Source organism: Vibrio penaeicida (assembly GCF_030689305.1).
Taxonomy (GTDB): Bacteria; Pseudomonadota; Gammaproteobacteria; order Enterobacterales; family Vibrionaceae; genus Vibrio; species Vibrio penaeicida_B.
The window spans coordinates 162,405-181,054 of sequence record NZ_JAUYVM010000003.1 but is presented as its reverse complement, the minus strand read 5'-3'; the positions used below and the strand labels follow the sequence as shown (position 1 = coordinate 181,054).

Below are 18,650 nucleotides of genomic sequence, written 5' to 3'. Positions count from 1 at the left end.
GTTTTACGCGTGCAGGAATTAAAACCGATTGCGCGAATAAAACGGCTTTAGCGATGCTAGGCATTTATCGCTAAAAGAGCAGTCGTGGAAAGTAAAACGCAGTTTGCATTTCGATTTATGGAGAAATCAAATGGAAACTTTATTTCGATTGGTGCTTAAACGTCCGGCAGTATCACAAAGTGAAGACGCCCCAAGCATTGAATTATCACAAGCAACGGATTTTCAAGCCGAACTAGGGCAAGCAGAGGGGCAGAATGACTCTCGCAAGGCTTTAAAAACCGCAGCCAACAAATATGTACAAGGTCAGCGCTTTGTCCATACCCCCAAAAATCACGACATCTATAAACCATGGCAAGCACTCGCGTCTTCTTTAGATTCGCTAGAACCGAATGATGCCGTCACCAACCAGCAAGTGTCCGACGCCATCAAAGCAGCGTTTGGTTCTGACCCCAATCAAATTGTTGGTCAGGGAGAGTATAAGAAGGCAGTAGAACAACTGCGTGACAGCGTTCTCGCCATCAAATACCTCCCGCAGGAACACAACAAGCCAATCGAAATCTTGTCACAGATGCTGCGCGATCTTGAACTCATAGCGAAAACAGATGATGACAATGCATTTCCCGGAACCGGCACAGCACTAAGGCGCTACCGAAGACGATCCTTAAAAATGCCCACCGACGCTCAATTGAAATCGTCACTTTCTACCGTAGAGGCGCAAAAGCAGAGGGAAAAGCTCAGGCAAGAAGCCTTGGAACGTCAGAGAAAACAGGCTGAGAGTCAATTAAACCTTCACACTCGGCTGAACAACGCCGTTAAAGAACTTTCAGGGTTAGAAGGTCACTCTTTGGTTCATATTCAGCAAGACAATAAAAAAGGCTTTATGGTTGCTGCGGAATTGCGCCCCACGGCCGCCTTCGAGCGAGAAAACAGCTTGGTCAGGGCTTTCACGAAAGGTATTCTGAGTCGGTCTAAGATCATCGACGACAACTTAAAAGAAGCAAAAGTAGGTCAGTTTTCTATTGATGTTGGCAGCGAAAGCAAATCTCTTACGTCACTACTAGAAAAAGCCCGACACTTCAAAAGCGGAACTCAAGCGTTTACCCCCGTCGATTTAGGAAAAGTCGGGTTTCTTGCCACTCAGCAAGCTGGCAATAAGCTCACCGACAGCACCCGAAAAATTCTGTCGTCACGTAAATTGGACATAACGAAAGATCCAATCGACGAAATTGTTCAAAAGCTTCAAGAAGAAATCGACATGCTTGCCAGCGACTTGGATGGTTTGCTCGGCCGCCCCATGAAGAAATCGTTTAAGCGAATGGGTAAAGCGTTGGTTATGACCAAAACACCCATCGCGACGGCTTGGAACAACATTACCATTGGCTTTTTAGGGAACTTAGGAAACTGGATGGCACCACTGCTCGTGGATAACCGTGTACCGAGAACACATGGCAGTATTGCCCCCGCAGGCATCGCCGATTTGTTGGTGATTAAGCAACAACTCAAAGCGTACGAGGGCACCGATATTGCTCACATTGAAAATGTGCTCAAAGGCGAAACCAAAGAAAGGGAACACATCAGGCGTCGGGAAACCGAAGAACTCTTATTCCAAGAAACCGAAATCACAACCAGTGAAGAGCGGGAGTTAGAATCCACCAGCCGTTTTGAAATGAGCCGAGAAACCAGCGAAACCATTAAGCAAGACTCGTCGCTTAAAGCCGGTTTGAGCGTGTCGGGGAAATATGGCCCAGTGGTGGAATTTTCTGCCAGTGCAGAAGGCTCGATATCTCGAAGTAAGCAGGAAGCCACTAAAACCGCGGCCAGTTTCTCGCAAGATGTGACACAACGAAGCGCCAATAAGATAACTGAGCGTGTATTGGAACGGTCTTCATTAAGAGTCACCAATGAAGTCACCGAAACATCGGCACACGGCATTGATAATGTCGATGGCGATGGTCATATCGCTGGCGTGTACCAATGGGTGAATAAGGTTTATCAAGCGCAAATGTACAATTATGGCATTCGCACCATGTACGATTTTATGGTGCCAGAGCCCGGAGCTTTCCTGATTGAAACACTATCCGATGCTCACGCCAGTGCCTTGCACATCGAAAAACCAATGGAATTTAACCTGCGCCCTGATCAAATTACAGAATACAACTACCATTCGTGGGTTCAAGAGTACGGTGCGACCGACGTCAGTGCGCCACCAGAAATTTACATCACCAAATCGCTGGATTTTAAAGCTGGCGGCGGCGATGACGACACACACTACAACCATTCTGGCACCATTCAGATAGACGAAGGCTATAAGGCTATTCACGGGGTTGTGGGTAATGTCGTGAATATCTGGGAAGACAATTTTGTTGTTGATATCGTCATTGGTAATCGAGCTCATCGATTCGAGGACGGTGACTGGGTTTGGAGTACCAGCCTCAGTGGTGAAAGAGAGAGTATTCCATTTGGTTTGCAAACATGGAAAGTATCCGACATTGCTGCAATTGTCGAAGTGAAGTGCCAGCGAACCGACCGCGCCATGATGAAATGGCGGCTAGACACCCACGCTAAACTCACTAACGCCTATAAAGCCCGCCTATCCGAATACGAAGAGAAACTCTCCGCGGCCGAACTGCAAGCCGGTGTCGCCATAGAAGGGAAAAACCCGGCGCTTAACTTGGAGCTCATGAAAGATGAACTTAAAAAGCATTGCGTGAGTATTCTTACCGAGCAGCACTTCGACTTGTTTAACTCCATTGAGACAGGCGGCGAAGGCTTCCCCCAAATCAATATATTTGAAAACGAAGCAGAAGGTCCTTACGTAAGGTTCTTTGAACAAGCATTCGAATGGGAACATGTGACATGGGTGACTTACCCATACTTCTGGGGAAGAAAACCTCTATGGGATGAACGTATCGCTTATGAAGATACCGACCCACTTTTCAACCAATTCCTTAAAGCGGGTTATTGCCGTGTCTCTGTGCCAATCCGTCCGGGTTTTGAAGGTGCAGTCGACCACTTCATTACCTTCGGTGAATTGTGGGATGGTGGTCCGCTGCCTGCCATTTCAAACCCACTCTATCTCCCAATTGCAGACGAAATTGCAGAACGTCTGGATAGACCCGGAGAAGAAGTGCCACAAGGTGACCCTTGGGATGTCCGAATCCCAACCTCACTGGTGCATTTAAGAGCCGACGACAAGTTGCCGAAATGGAAACAGAATGAAGACGGAGAGTGGGTTGAAGATTTGGATGGAGATTAAGCCATGGCACGAATCTCTAATCCAGCGGATGTACACTATCTCGCGCTAGAAGGTGGCGGAGGCAAAGGGGTGACTTACCTCGGTGCCATTCGCGCCTTGGAGCGGCACGGTGTTCTACCTATCAACATTGATACGCCCGGGCAAAACCAGATTCGGGGTATCAGTGGAGCTTCGGCCGGCGCCATCACCGCCATGTTTTTAGCGATGGGCTATAACTCCACCCAGCTGCAACAGGTGCTTAATAATTCCAGTACCTTTACTGGCTTTTTTGATGGGCCAAGCATTGGGCTGTCTCGCTCGGTAGATCGGAACAATCGCCCCGATTTGCACACCAGCGCGCCAAATGGGGTTCGACCTATCGATCATATTCGCCAGCAAAGCCAAAGCATTCGTGGCTTGTCGATGTTGGCGAGCGCAGTCGGTAATCTGGCGAGGAATGGGGCATTTGGCTCCACATCCGATCCCATTGTGCGTAGGTTAATTGCTCACCCCGAACACTACTTGTTTAACATATTGTTCGACCGAGGCATGTTTCCGGGAGTGGCAGCCCGAAACTTCTTGCAAAGTGCGCTCTATGGCACTTTGTGGCAAAGGTTGGTTAACCGGCGAACTCCGCAAGGGCAAGCGCCGCTTATCTACGCCGTAAACGGTTCGGAACTTAACTTTCGTGAGTTCTTTGACCTCACGGGCGTCGATTTAGTGATCACCGGTTCTAACATTACCAAGCACCGACCATCGGTATTTTCTAAGCGGCAAACCCCAGATTTCCCCGTTGCAGAAGCCGTGGGAATTTCGATGAATTTACCGGTGTTGTTTAAACCGGTTCACGTGGAAGCGAATGTGCCTACAGGGCAATACAACCAAAGAGCAGATGACTATCATGGAATGTGGATGGACGGTGGGGTGTTAAACAACTTCCCCCTTCATGCGTTTGATTTTCTATCGCCTTCGGTATCGGCACAGCACCCGAACCTTAAGCCGTTAAACGCGAACGTTTTGGGTTTGCGACTGACGGATGGTTACCCGCCATCGCAACGCAGGCGCAGTGCCACACCGCAACAAGGCACGTTTGATGTACTGCTAAGCCACTTGGGGGATGTACTCGGTACGGTGCTTTACCCGTCTGAAGAGGGACAAATTCGAAATCAGGATGAGCGGGATCAATCCATTGATCTCTACACCTACGATTTAGCGACAACAGAGTTTGCCCCACCCGCGAGTAAAAGCGCGACACCAATCGCCGAGGCCGAACGTTCCGTCGACGCGTATTTTAGTCAATCGCCTTAATATCTAGTCGCTACAACAACCACCGCTCAGTTCGTTCAACGTTCTGAGCGGTTTTATTTTGATCCACACTTCCAAGTCAATCCACTCTGGCTTACCGTCCTTATCCAATGAAGAGATCGGTCTATCATAGCGCTCAATGAGGGGGGCGATATCAGGCTCGTATCCGCTATACGGCAACCATTTCGCGTACAAGCTGATCTGAAATTTCGCAGCATTGTCTGGTTTGCCCTGATACCTGAAAGCCGCATACCGACCTGAACTTAACTTGCCCAGTTCGAATGGTTCGTGGATTTTACTTCGCTGCTCTGGCGTGATCATAAGTGCCGCATCATATCGGCACTTTTCTCTGGGGGTAAAAAGCAAATTGTCGTGGCACATTGCAAGCCGAACCTGATCCATGGCCCCTATGTCGTTCTCTAGCCCCCAATCAATCAACGTATTCCAGCACTGGAATATACTTGGCAATAAATAGCCTTCTTCTGACCTCAAAATACAAAGCTCAGTGTCTGGCGATTCAAATATCCTGTCGGGGGTAATCGCTTCACTAGGTGGACAAACTTTGGCTTCGGCTCGCAACGTATGAATGTGTTGCAAAATAGCCGTATCGATTGGCTGCTTAAGCGGGGTTTTTACGCCATTCAACGATTTGGGCTTACCACTCTTTACACCGTAGGGCGAGATACCAAAATGATCTTTAAATGAGCGAGAGAAATTCGCACTGCTGGAAAAACCAAATTGCATGGCGATATCAGTAATCGACAATGATTCGTGAAAAAGCAACGCGTTTGCTGCTTTCTCAAGCCTTAATCGATTGCTGTATTGAGATAAGCTTTCACCAATAATCGCGCTAAAGATTCGCTGAAAATGATATTTGGAAAAGTGGCTCAGCTCTGCCGCTTTCTCAAGCGTCAGTGGCTTATCCAAATGCTGATGAATATAGGCTAGAACGGGCTCGAGCCTTTCACTATAAACCTGCCAACTGCTGGCTGACAGGGAGTTCACACTAAACGTCAACGTAACTCAACTCCGGTTCAGAAAGTTTTTTGTACTCTTTAAAACACAGCACTAACGTAATACCTGCTGCCAGAACATCACTTGCTACAATCGCCAAGAATACCCCTTCCAAATCAAAAAAGTACGGCAAAATAAACAGCAATGGACTCATAATAAACACAACACGCAACAGGCTGTACATCGTTGCCAGCTTGGCGTTGCCTTTTGCTTGATAGAACCCTGTCGCCAGCATGTTGATTCCAGCCAATGGTAAGCCCCAAATGGTGGCAAATATGATAATTTTCCCGTAAGAAATCAATTCCTGTTCCGTTGTAAACACGCCCATCAACCACTCAGGCACAGTAATCAATAGGAGCGTGACGAAACTGGAATACGCAACCATTGCCGTAAGTGCAACTTTAATACTTTGCTGAACTCGGTCTATCGCCTTCGCACCAAGGTTAAAGCCACATATGGTTTGAAACGAAATCAGCATCGCTATCATAGGCAGGATAATGAAAATCGACAGCCTTCCCAAAATGCCGTAAGCGCTGATCCAATCTTTAGATGCTATTTCGGTAAATTGAAAATTCACCAAGCCCGTTTGAATCGCCATCCCCATTTGAGCGACCAACACAGGTACGCCTAAAGCGGCAATAGAACCCCAAAGCCGAACATTGAATTGAAAGGAAAAGCGAACCAAGGTTTTTCCTTTTAAATACATGTAGATCCCTATGCTCAGGGAAACAGCTTGAGAGAGTACCGTTGCCCAAGCCGCACCAGATACCCCCCAATTCATGACGACGATAAACAGGTAGTCCAACACAATATTCAAAACGGAAGAGGTCAGCATTAATAGCATCATGATCGGCGCTTTACCTTCGGCACGGAATACATCGCCAAAAACGGGGAGCATCATCGCTACGATAGCCGTAAGAACAATGGGTTGCGCGTACTGGAATGCTTGATCATAAAAGGCGGGTGAAACGGCAAGGAATTCAAGCACAGCGTCTAGGTGCTGCCACCCGATAACAAAAAAAATCACGCTAAGGGTAGCAGTAAGAAAAACGGCGTTCCCAGCCACGTTTCCTGCATCCGACAGTTTCCCTTCTCCGATAAGCCGCGTAAGTATCGCTGCCGTGCCCGAGGAAATCATCGCACCCACGGAGGCGATCAGCATTTGCATTGGAAACACCATCGAAACCGCGCCAATCGCATCAGCCCCTACCCATCGCGCAATGAAAATACCATCCACCAAATTGTACAAGCCAATCACCAACATCCCGATACAAATGGGAATGGCAGTTTGCATAAACAGAGGGAAAATGGGCGTATTCGCTAATTGTTGAGTCGATGCTTCTTTACTGGTGTTCCTTGCGGACATGTTGATTCCTTTTTATTAAGCTTGGTCGCCATTCTAGGTGTTAACTGACTAAAAGAATTTTCAATTCTTGCGATGATTCGATTGCCAGATTATGTAGCTTAAAACTGTGGGTATCGGAGTTAGCATCTTGAGGTTGTAGAGCGTGAATGCAACTGATGTTACAAATGTTATCCACATATACTCAGCTTTGGATAAACACGCTGAAAGAATCAAAACTAGAAAAACAAAAAAGCCCAACCGTTGATTCGGCCGGGCTATCGGGGGGTAGTATTAATCTAAAAAGCGATCTTAATTAAAAGTGATAGCAATCGCCGCGCGTTTCTCTGTTAGCGAGAATATTTCACTTTCTGTAATGATATGAAGCTTACGGCTATTCGCGTCAGAGTAATCCAAAACAACCGACTTTACTTCCGGTAATGCGTTGCTCAGCGTTGATACCAAAGCATGTTGGTGGGTTGCACCCACAACTTGTGCTTTGCTAAATGAACCGCTGTCGTTTGCGCTCAATTTAACTAAAGCTCTAGAACCAATCCCTTCAAAACTCACGAGCATCTCTTCCAGCGAGTGGCTCGCAAACTTCGCCGTCACATTCTCGCTTGCGATGTTCCCCACCCACTCTGTATTTTTAAGATCTTCAATTTTGGCGGATTTAACCAAACGATCATACTTAATGGTTTCCTCAGAAATATCGGAAGACAGCGTTAGCGAATCGCCATTAACTTGAAAACGATTTTTAGAGCTCAACTTCGCAGGCCAATCCAAATGTATCCGCTCCAACCAATGAAACTGACCAAACTTAATAGACCCTTGAGTTAAGTCGTAGCCATTTGCGTGTGTGTGGTCAAACCCAAATGTCGTTCCTTGATTTCCAACTATCGACTCGCTGCTCATACCATTTGTGATATTGAAACCGCCAAATATACCGCCTACATAAGTTTCTGCTGCAATTCCGGTGTCTGTTTTATCGCTTTCAAAGATACGTAATGCGTGATTGTGAACCACAAAATATGGGAAGTCTGTTGCCGCTTGTTGAACTCGCTCCAAGTAAAGGTCCACAGAAGGCTTCTCATCGGATTGGCTGCCGGATGCAGAGTCATTTCCTCTTACCCAGTAAGTATCGAGCACCGCTTGTCGAGCGCGTTGTGCTTCTACTTCTTTTGTAACGTCACTAAATGACAACGTTGCACCAGTGACTTTAGAAGACAGGCTCGTTTGCGTGGTGAACAGCCTTATGCTGTTGATGTTGTCTGCCGTTACCAACGTTCGAAGATCATCAAACTCTTCTGTGCTGCATCGATGGGTGCTGCCAAATTTATTGAGTTTAATATTCATCCCACCACCAAAAATGCTAGTAGGATCATTCAGGTTTAGCGTACCCAAAACATAACCACAGGTGTGGTCAATGTTAAATGTGATGGAGCCTGCTTGAGAGTGTTCGGCAAATGTCATCAACATTTTTTGGTTTGATTTATTATCAACAAACTCCGAGTAGGACATAACACGTCCTTCTAGCCCCTCGGTAAAGGATGGCGATTGGGCTAGAGCTGACGCCGAGGACAGAGTAAATACTACTGCAAGCGACAGTTTAGAGAGATTCAAGGTTTTCATTGTGTTCTCCGGTATTATTTTTATTTGAACGTCAGAAGTTCTGCGTAAATTCGCATGACGTATACAAAATGCGTATCTGAAGTGAATAAATGCTTAAGAAAATAAAAATTCAAACAACAGACAATGGAATACGGTTAAAAAATGATTCCAAAAACAAAAACACCGACTCCGACTATTCAACCAGCTCATATCGGACTGCATCCCTTATAAACACTGGCTTTTCGAAGTTTCGATGGCACGGAGAAACCTATTGATTTTCATTTTTTCCGTCAATGGGAATGTTCCCTTTCATTGATCTCCAGTCAAACTTTTAAACAAACCTCAAAATCTCTGAAATTTATTTTAGCCTCCTATTTTGTATAAAGATCACAATACGCTGCACAGTAATAATTCCCTCTTCAATTAAGTCATTGGGTCTATACCCACGTAACCTCAAGATGAATCCTGCATTTTGAAGTCACTTGGGTATATTTAAATATTTATTCAGTCTTTTATTTACTGTAGAATCGCCGACCTTTTTCACTCAAATACGGGAGATGACATGTATATTGGTTTTGATTATGGAACCGCAAATTGCTCGGTAGCATCCATGGTAAAAGATGCGACATCAGAGAAAGACAAACCCGTATTAATCCCGTTAGAGAATAACAGCAACTTTATTCCTTCTACCCTTTGTGCTCCTACACGGGAAGCCGTTTCTGAGGCGTTGTTTCGTCATCACGGGATCTCGCCAAGTGATTCCGTTGGCGAACAAGTGCTCAGGCGCTCCATTGCTTTTAACCGCGAAGAAGACATCGAAGTACTGGCAGATGACATTTTATTTGGTCAAGCGGCGTTGGATTTGTACCTCGAAGACCCTAGAGAGGTCTATTACGTAAAATCTCCAAAATCCTTCTTGGGTGCCAGTGGTTTGCACGAAGTCCAGATCCGTTTTTTTGAAGATTTGGTTTGTTCGATGATGGTTAATATAAAAAACAATGCCGAGCAACATATCGATCAAGTGATAAATGATGCGGTAATTGGTCGACCAATCAACTTCCATGGTCGTGGCGGTGAAGAGTCGAACCAGCAAGCCGAAGCTATATTACGTAACGCGGCAACACGCGCAGGCTTTCGCAACATCGAATTCCAATTTGAACCGGTAGCCGCAGGGCTCGACTACGAAAACACCTTGAGCGAAAACAAAACCGTTTTGGTGGTTGATATCGGCGGTGGTACCACCGACTGTTCGTTGATAGAAATGGGACCAAGTTGGGCACATCAAACCGACCGCACTGCCAGTTTATTAGCGCACAGTGGCCAACGAGTTGGAGGGAATGATTTCGATATATACCTTGCGTTCAAACAACTTATGCCTGCATTTGGTAAAGGTTCGAAAACCCACGCGGGCATCGACATCCCTTTAAATCAGTTTTGGAACCCCGTCGCCATCAATAATGTTGAAGCGCAGCGTGACTTTTATGGTCGAGAGAATCACAAAGTACTCAGGCAATTAAGAAAAGATGCCCTAGAGCCAAACAAAATCGAACGCTTGTTGCAGGTTTACATGGAAACACTCGGGTACAGTATTATTCGTCAGGCGGAGCAAGCCAAAATTGCACTGTCCGATGCATCGCTGTTTACAACTCAGTTAAATTTGATTTCTGAAATGTTGGAAGTCGATGTTTCACAAGCCCAGATGGCGGAGGCTGTCTCGACTCCCCAAGAAAAAATGATTGATTTGGTCGCCGAAGCCGTCCGCTTAGGTGGGAAAAATCCAGATGCCATTTATCTAACCGGCGGTAGTGCTCGCTCTCCAATATTACGCGCTGCAATCGAGGCTCAGTTACCTAACATACCAATCGTTAGCGGCAACTTCTTCGGCTCGGTAACAGCAGGGTTAACTCATTGGGCAAATACCTGCTTTCGGTAACACGCACCGCTTACTGAAGCGCTGATAGCAACGTAACTTTTGAAAAGACTATTTAAAGCACAGCTCGTATGGCTGTGTTTTTTTACCAGCAACGCTCATATTTTGTACAAAACGAGATCTCACCATTCAACCAACCTACCTGTCTTAGCCCTGACACTTTCCCCAAAACACAGTTAATTTCTCTACCAATCTGGCGTATTCACCATATTTCACAACACAAACCCCGATTAATGTTGCTATGCAAGAAATTTCATCTCAAACAAATTCGTAATGACACGACAAAATTCATTTCATGAATGTACATGAGGTTATCAATACATGATTCCATATATTCGATAGGATTCTATAAACAGGATTTTTTATATCTTAATGTTTTGGGCATGCATTACATGTACTCGATGGTCATGAAGAAAGCTTCAGGGGAGCGACATGACTAACGTTGTTATGAGTACAAATAAGCCCAATAACTCTCAAGATGTTAGTTTCATCGAGTGTTATTTGGGTAGATAGGCGACAAACGGAATACGTCGTCATATATAGGTTTAGCGAATCAGGGATGTGTTGCTCAATCTTTAGCGTTTTTAATCAGATACGCCACTTAAGCGCTTTAATGCTTGTGTGAGGATTGCCGAATGACAGTAGGCTTAGCCCCACCTGTATAGCAGGAGCATAAATAAATTGGTATCTCTGGATATGCGCGCCCAAAATAGTCACGGAGAAAAGAAGTGAAACGTTCTAACTTCAAATTAACGGCAGTGGTTTCCGCCTTATTACTTGCAGGAGCAACAGCATCGAGCGCAATGGCAGCAGACGCTTCATCATCGCTGGCTCAACCACAAAATTCCTACCACGCACTTTCGCGTGCGCTACAGGATATTCCGTCTAATAAAGTACAACTGATCGTTAAATATAAGTCGTCTGGTCAAGCCCAAAGTGGGTTTATGGCATCAATTGTTAAAGCGCAGCAATCGGACTCCATCCGCAGTTTGTCTAACAATATTACGAATGAATTAGGCAACGAAGTTCGATACAAACGTGCGATGCTGCTTGACGATCATCACGTTGTGAAAATTGACAGCCGCACCAACGCCGATGGGTTGGAAGCGATAATCAGTAAATTAAACGCTGATCCGAATGTAGAAAGTGTCGAGCTGGATGGCTGGGCAAAACCATTCTATACACCTAGCGACCCTCAATATTCAAGCCAGTGGCATTACAGCAACCCTAATGTCGGTATCCGCGCGGATCAGGCATGGAACAAAGCCACAGGTCAGGGCGTGACGGTAAGTGTGGTCGATACGGGTTACACCAATCACCCAGATCTCACGCCAAACTTAGTATCACACTACGACTTCATCAGTAATTCTTGGACATCCCGTGATGGCGACGGTCGAGATTCTAACGGCATCGACGCAGGTGACCGCAGTGCTTATGGGGAGTGTGGAAACGACCAATACGGTAACCCTATCCCTGCACGAAATTCAACATGGCACGGTACTCATGTGCTTGGTACAGTGGGTGCTGTTGAAGGAAATGGTCAGTACGGTGTTGGGGTCGCGTTTGATGCGAAGCTCACGTCAGCTCGTGTACTCGGCCGTTGTGGTGGCTCCGTTTCCGATATTTCAGATGGCATTATCTGGGCGGCGGGGGCAGGTAACGTTAACAACCCTAATCCAGCACAAGTGATTAACTTAAGCCTTGGTGGTGGAGGCAGCTGTGGTTACACCTACCAAAATGCGATAAACGCGGCGAGAAATAATGGCGCGGTGATTGTTGTGGCAGCAGGTAACGATAGAATCAACACTCAAAACGTCACTCCAGCAAATTGCCAAGGCATTATCACTGTCGGTGCATCCGACACATCTGGCAACCAAGCTAACTTCAGTAACTATGGTTCTGAGGTCGATATTATGGCACCCGGCGTGAGCATATTGTCTACGGTCGATTCGGGTACAGCGACACCTCAAGGTCCGTCTTCAACAAACATGAATGGTACGTCAATGGCGACCCCTCATGTTGCGGGTGTTGCGGCTTTAGTTAAACAAGCCTTCCCAGCAGCAACGCCTGATCAAGTTGAATCCATTATTAAAGATTCAGCACGTCCTTTCCCTGGTTCTTGTAACAATGGTGGATGTGGCGCAGGTATGCTGGATGCCAATGCCGCTGTTGACCGCGCTCTCCAATTGGCTGGTGGCGGTGGAACACCAGATCCGGATCCAACACCAGGCCAAGGTGGCAACGCTCAAGCAAGCAACCTATCTGGCGTACAAGGAAGTTGGGACCATTACAATATTGATATTCCCGCAGGTATGAGCAAGCTCACCATTAGCATTGCTGGCGGGACTGGCGATGCCGACTTATACGTTAAGTTCGGTAGCCAACCATCGACATTCAATAACGACTGCGCACCTTGGATAAATGGCAACACAGAGTCTTGTGTTATCAATAATCCAACCGCTGGAAAGTGGTACATCGCCTTAAACGGCTACCAGTCTTACTCAAACGTCGATTTGACAGTTACGTGGACTCCATAAAAATCATGGATCTCAATCCATTTGCCCGGCATTAATGCCGGGCTTTTTTATGCCCACACGCAGTGCTCCCACTTTCAGTTCATCCACCGCTCACTTCTTCGAGCTGCGACCTCAGTATCCACATTTTGGAACACAGTCACTAAATCACTAAATGTGAGATTTATTAATTTCATTTAATCCGAACTATTCTCATAACTTCTTAAAACTACTTGAATTTTTTACGTTCATTTAAAGCGAAATTATAAATTCCAACTAGATTTTTAGTGCCTCGAAGAAAAAGGGCGATTTTATCACTTACGGACTTTGCGCTTGGATAGAAACGTCAGCGAGGTTGAAATTTACAGATGCATAAAATGGAATTAAAAATGAACCATACAATTACACAAATTAAGAAGAAAAAATCACAACTTATTGCCGTCAGCGCTTTGGCAGTAGGTATTGCAACCGCGACTTCAAGCTTCGCGGCAAACGACCAAATCCCAGATGTTTTGCCAACCATCTCGGAAGATGTGGTGGCACAATTGTCTTTATCTGCCACACAAGTCAATGAAGAGAGTGCGAGCTTACTCTACTCTCCAAATGCGAGCTTCATTAAAGTGCACTTCTCGCAGTTTCAAGTACCAGAGGGCATGGCGATAGAGCTTTCTTCACCAGACAGAAGTGAAGTACTGCACTATGGACCGGGCTTAAATACTTCGAAAACCTACGATTCAAATGCCGGAGATGATGGTGTGAACCGCTTCTCGGCTATTTCGATTCAAGGTGACACGGTACATGTTAAGGTCATCGGCGAAGCGAAAGATCCAAACAGCACCTTCAATGTTGTGATAGACCAATACCAAAAAGGTAAAACACAAGCCGAAATCGATTCCATCATTAACTTAAACCCAGATGGCACCGAATCTATCTGTGGTACTGACCAGAAAAAAGCCGCAGTGTGCTACGAAACATCTCACCCAACAGAATACGCACTGTCGCGCCCTGTCGCTCGATTGCTGATTGGCGGACGCAGCCTATGTACAGCGTGGCGTGTTGGCCCTGATAACTTAATGATGACCAACAACCACTGTGTTGAATCTGCAGCAGAAGCAGCATCAACCGAAGTTTGGTTTAACTACCAGCAAGCGAGCTGTGGTGGCGCAAATGCTAAAACCGTAAAAGTGCAAGCAAATCAGCTTCTTTCTACTGACTACACGCTCGACTACACCCTCTTTAATGTGAAAGATTTCGCTAAAATCACGCAATTTGGTCACTTAGGTTTAGACCCTCGTATCCCTTCCTTGTCCGAGCGTATTTTCATTCCACAACATCCAGGTGGGCGTAAAAAAGAGCTAGGTATCGAAACCGATTCCAACACCGCTGGCGTTTGTCAGGTCGACCGCCCTGTTGTGAATGGCCGTGGCACCAACACCGATGCTGGCTACTTGTGTGATACTGAAGGCGGCTCTTCTGGCTCTCCTGTTCTAGCCGCTAAAAGCAACAGTGTTATCGCACTGCACCACCTTGGTGGTTGCTACAACAAAGGCGCACACATCAGCAAGATCTGGCCGAAAGTGTCTTCTCACTTCCCAGCTGGTGTACCTGACAGCTACATCGACATTATTGATGTGAATCGCCCTCCAGTTGCCGATTTCACATACAGCTGTAACAAACTCGCTTGTACTTTTGATGGTTCTAAGTCGTTTGATCACGAAGGTGCGCAACTGAGCTACAGCTGGGACTTTGGTAACGGCAGCCACTCTAGCTCCGCTAAGCCTTCACATACTTACTTAGCCGACGGTACTTACACAGTGCAACTCGTTGTCACCGACGATGCAAAATTATCAGATGCATACACCCAAAGCATTACTGTGAAAAAAGATTCAACAGGTGGCGGTATGTGTGCTGGCTTACCAGTTTGGGATGACAAAACGGTATACCTAACAGGCGATTCCGTTCAGCACGGCGGTGTGAAATACCAAGCAGCATGGTGGACGAAAGGCGCAAACCCAGCACAAAACTCAGGTCCGTGGGAAGTTTGGGCAAATCTAGGTACTTGTAAATAACACTTTATAACGCCATTCCAATCAAAGCCGGAGCATATACTCCGGCTTTTTCACGCTAATACTTTTTCACGCTAAGAATGGGTCATTTCTATCCACTCATTCTTCGACAGAAAAACTCGCAGGAAACACCACATTAAAATGTTTCTTCAATAATTTTGCGTGCTCTAGCGTATTGAGAACACGGTATTCAGACTTTACCCCACTCTCTGTGGTGATCAATTTGCGGTCACTTAATGTTACTCGCCCATTTGGGGTTGCAATAGTACAGACGGACTTTTGAGTAAACGACGATTTTGGAGACGTTTCGTGATAGCTCGCCATTTCAGAAAAATCGGCTAACTTTCTTGGTGTTAGAGTAAAACAGTATTGTGGCTGCCATGTTTTATTGTCGTCGCTACTCAACAGATACAAATCGCCTTGTTCTTCTTTCACTCGAAATTGAGCACCTTCTTCAGCATGAACACCACCATTTAATGGCACAGGGTAAAGAAAGCTGTCGCCAAAACCGACATCGGCGATGACTCCCTCCCCCTCAAGATCCACCAGCAACATTAAGTGATCAAACTCCTGCCCATATCCCTTCTCCCCATCCTCCTTCTCTCCGTAAACTCTCGCGGAAAGAAGCTGTACTGAAAACCCCAGAGAGGAAAGCAGAAGGTAGAATCCGAAATTCAGTTCATAGCAAAAACCACCCCGTTCGTTTTCGATTAACTTGCGAAAAACCGCCTCTTTAGACAACTCAATTTTTCTACCGTATACAACGTCTAAATTTTCAAACGGGACTTTATGTAGATGAGCATAGTGGAGCACGTTGAGCAATGAGCTTTTGTCTGAATACTCGCCAGCCTGCATCGACATAGGATCAATACCTAGCCTTCTTAAATATTGATTTTTTTGTGTTTCTGTCAGCATGTAAACTCTATTGTTGATTTTAAAAAAACTGTACCTTAAAACCTCAACTTAAGTAGAGGTCAATACCTAAATACCAAATACCTAAGCAACCTGAACAAGCAATCCGAACATCTCGCCCCTAACCATTGCAATTCCCTATCATCTCGATTAGTTTAAAAACATGACTTCGATATTCGCGATTGCTCACCAATCTTGTTGTTGCTGTAGATCTTTCATCTACGGCCGCTTTCGTGTATTTACCACCGAGTCACCACTAAAAACTGGTTATCACCAAAACTAGTTACCATAAAGAAAGACTCATACGAATTCCAAGGCCGTAGATGATTCCATCTACGGCCTTTTTGCATTTGTTTATCTATTTGGTTTTTTCCAACACAAGGATTGAATTATGGCTCAGCCAACACTGGAATTGTTTAACACTATGAACAGGGAGCTCATGCCTTTTACCAGTATCGAGCAAAAAAAAGTTGGGCTGTACGCATGTGGCCCTACGGTTTACGACTACGCTCACGTAGGTAACTTACGCACGTATTTATTTGTGGATGTGCTGCGCCGTGTGCTTCAAATCAATGGGTACGATGTTCACCACGTCATGAATATTACCGACGTTGGTCACTTGGTATCCGATGGCGACACAGGTGAAGATAAAATGGAGAAAGGCGCTCGCAAACAACAAAAGTCTGCTTGGGACATTGCGACCTATTTCGAAGAAGCCTTCTTTCAAGATTTTAAACGGTTGAACATTCTTGCCCCTTCCACTACTTGCCGCGCAACCGAGCACATCCAAGAGCAAATAGCGTTTATTCAATCTCTGGAAGAAAAAGGATTCACCTATCAAACTAGCGATGGTGTCTATTTCGATACAAACAAGTTGCCTGATTACGGCAAGCTGGCAAAGCTTGATAAACAAGGTTTAGAAGCGGGTATCCGAGTGGATATGGGAGAAAAGAAGCGACCTACCGATTTTGCGCTTTGGAAGTTCAGCGGAAACAAACAAAGACAAATGGAATGGGAAAGCCCATGGGGAAGAGGCTTTCCGGGTTGGCACATTGAATGCTCTGCGATGGCAGAGAAATATTTGGGTGAGGTTTTCGATATTCATATTGGCGGTGAAGATCATATTCCTGTCCATCACACCAATGAAATTGCCCAATGCCAAGCGAAAAATGGCCACGTTCAAGCCAACTTCTGGCTACACGGTTACTTTCTAAAAATAGACAACGAGAAGATTTCCAAATCAGGAAAATCTTTGCGTTTAGACAGCTTGCTAGAGCAAGGATTTGATCCATTGGCTTATCGATATTTGGCGCTCACTAGCCACTATCGTAGCCATTTAAGCTTCACTTGGGACAGTTTGAAAGGCGCGCAAAAAGCCCTCAATCGATTGAGAACAAAAGTCGCCGTTTTGCCTGAGGGTGGTCACGTCGATGAATCATTTAAAAACGCATTTCTTGAACACATCAACCGTGACCTCAATATGCCGAAAGCGTTGGCTCGCGTCTGGGAAGTGTTAGATAGCCAAATCGCACCGGAAAACAAGAAAGCCACATTGATGTATTTCGACCAAATCTTCGGCATTGATATTAACAAAGTGGAAGAAGTCGCCATACCCAATAACATTCTAGAGCTGGCAGAAAAGCGCACCGCACTTAAAAAACAGGGGAAATATGAAGAGGCAGACGCCATTCGAAATCAGATCTTGGCGCAGGGATATCAAGTGAAAGATACAGGGCAACAATCAACCGTAACCAAGCAAGATCCGAAATAGCCTAAATTGTGGGATGAACAGCTCGATCACCTAGGCTCATGCGAGCCAATGATCTGCTCGTTATTTCTTTGACTCTGCTTTCTTTGCCGACGCGATAGCCGTATCGCTCGGCGGAGAAAATAACGCTTTAAAACGTTGCTGTAGCGTCAGGTCTTTTTGACTGGCTTCTTTAAACATTTCTCGCCATTCATGAAACGTCACCACCAGCGGATTGAAGCTGTTTACGGGTTTAGAAATACCATAGCGCACCGTTTCAACTTCAGGCTCAAAAGTGCCGAACAGCTTATCCCAGACGATCAACACACCCGCGTAGTTTTTATCAATATATTGTGGGTTTTTGCCGTGATGCACACGGTGATGCGATGGCGTATTAAATACATACTCAATGATGCCGAGCGTACGTACCCATTGTGTATGAACAAAGAACTGCAAGCCTAAGTTTAACAGCACCACAAACACCACCCACTTAGGATCAAACCCGATGATCACTAATGGTAGCCAAAATACCCACATTCCAGCTAAAGGGTACATAAAGCTTTGGCGAAAAGCCGTGCTGAAATTCATCCGTTCCGAACTGTGGTGCGCCACATGCGCCGCCCACATCCATCTAATTCGGTGGCTGGCTCGGTGAAACCAGTAATAACAAAAGTCCTGCAATACCGCTAATACCAGAAAGCTTGCTAAGCCCATTTCAATATCCAGTAAACGCCAACCAAACAGCCACAAGTAAAGCTGGGCTACCATTAACCCGGTAAGCAAATCGGCGAACTGGTGCATCCCTGCAAGGGCAAAATTGCAGGCGACTTCCGGAAGTTTATAGGTCGCATTGTCTGGTAACTTTCCTTTTTTCTGACCGATGAAATATTCCGCCAAAATACAGACAATAAACAAAGGCGCTAAAACGATAAGCAACCATTCTGGATGGTGAATAAGGGTGTCTATGTCCATAAG

At 45.7% G+C, this 18,650-nt stretch carries 11 protein-coding genes; 6 read left to right on the top strand and 5 right to left on the bottom strand.

The features are described 5' to 3' along the window. Positions 1 to 130: 130 nt before the first annotated feature. Together Q8W40_RS06775 and Q8W40_RS06770 are read left to right on the top strand one after the other, a co-directional pair. Complete coding sequence (locus Q8W40_RS06775; RefSeq protein WP_305396450.1) at positions 131 to 3,256, top strand: hypothetical protein; 3,126 nt, start codon at positions 131 to 133, stop codon at positions 3,254 to 3,256. 3 nt (positions 3,257 to 3,259) lie between these two features. Then, positions 3,260 to 4,543, top strand: a complete 1,284-nt coding sequence (locus Q8W40_RS06770; protein WP_305396449.1) for a patatin-like phospholipase family protein — start codon at positions 3,260 to 3,262, stop codon at positions 4,541 to 4,543. Positions 4,544 to 4,546: 3 nt separating this feature from the next. Here Q8W40_RS06770 and Q8W40_RS06765 read toward each other — a convergent pair whose 3' ends face one another. The 3 genes from Q8W40_RS06765 to Q8W40_RS06755 form a co-directional block, all read right to left on the bottom strand. Then, complete coding sequence (locus tag Q8W40_RS06765) at positions 4,547 to 5,557, bottom strand: AraC family transcriptional regulator (protein ID WP_305396448.1); 1,011 nt, start codon at positions 5,555 to 5,557, stop codon at positions 4,547 to 4,549. Then, positions 5,547 to 6,920 carry an MATE family efflux transporter gene (locus tag Q8W40_RS06760; RefSeq protein ID WP_305396447.1) on the bottom strand — a complete coding sequence of 458 codons (1,374 nt, stop codon included), beginning with the start codon at positions 6,918 to 6,920 and terminating at the stop codon, positions 5,547 to 5,549. Before Q8W40_RS06760 ends, Q8W40_RS06765 begins: the two co-directional genes overlap by 11 nt. Before the next feature lie 288 nt (positions 6,921 to 7,208). Beyond that, positions 7,209 to 8,528: a hypothetical protein gene (locus tag Q8W40_RS06755; protein WP_305396446.1), complete on the bottom strand. Its 1,320-nt coding sequence runs from the start codon at positions 8,526 to 8,528 to the stop codon at positions 7,209 to 7,211. A 541-nt stretch (positions 8,529 to 9,069) separates the two neighbouring features. Here Q8W40_RS06755 and yegD point away from each other — a divergent pair. From yegD to Q8W40_RS06740, 3 genes are all read left to right on the top strand, one after another. Then, positions 9,070 to 10,440, top strand: a complete 1,371-nt coding sequence (gene yegD / locus Q8W40_RS06750; RefSeq protein WP_305396445.1) for a molecular chaperone — start codon at positions 9,070 to 9,072, stop codon at positions 10,438 to 10,440. Between the two features lie 725 nt (positions 10,441 to 11,165). After that, entirely contained in the window at positions 11,166 to 12,974 is a 1,809-nt protein-coding gene (locus Q8W40_RS06745; protein WP_305396444.1) for a S8 family peptidase, read from the top strand. 365 nt (positions 12,975 to 13,339) lie between these two features. Continuing rightward, positions 13,340 to 15,019: a PKD domain-containing protein gene (locus tag Q8W40_RS06740; RefSeq protein WP_305396443.1), complete on the top strand. Its 1,680-nt coding sequence runs from the start codon at positions 13,340 to 13,342 to the stop codon at positions 15,017 to 15,019. A gap of 96 nt (positions 15,020 to 15,115) precedes the next feature. On the opposite strand, the gene Q8W40_RS06735 is transcribed toward Q8W40_RS06740, so the two are convergent. Continuing rightward, the gene (locus Q8W40_RS06735; protein WP_305396442.1) at positions 15,116 to 15,931 is read right to left on the bottom strand and encodes an arylamine N-acetyltransferase family protein; all 816 of its coding nucleotides are present in this window, start codon (positions 15,929 to 15,931) and stop codon (positions 15,116 to 15,118) included. A 388-nt stretch (positions 15,932 to 16,319) separates the two neighbouring features. On the opposite strand from Q8W40_RS06735, the gene cysS reads away from it, so the two are divergent. Next, entirely contained in the window at positions 16,320 to 17,699 is a 1,380-nt protein-coding gene (gene cysS / locus Q8W40_RS06730) for a cysteine--tRNA ligase (RefSeq protein ID WP_305396441.1), read from the top strand. Between the two features lie 60 nt (positions 17,700 to 17,759). On the opposite strand, the gene Q8W40_RS06725 is transcribed toward cysS, so the two are convergent. Next, a complete protein-coding gene (locus Q8W40_RS06725) occupies positions 17,760 to 18,647 on the bottom strand; it encodes a sterol desaturase family protein (protein WP_305396440.1) in 888 nt (295 codons plus the stop codon). Positions 18,648 to 18,650 lie beyond the last annotated feature (3 nt).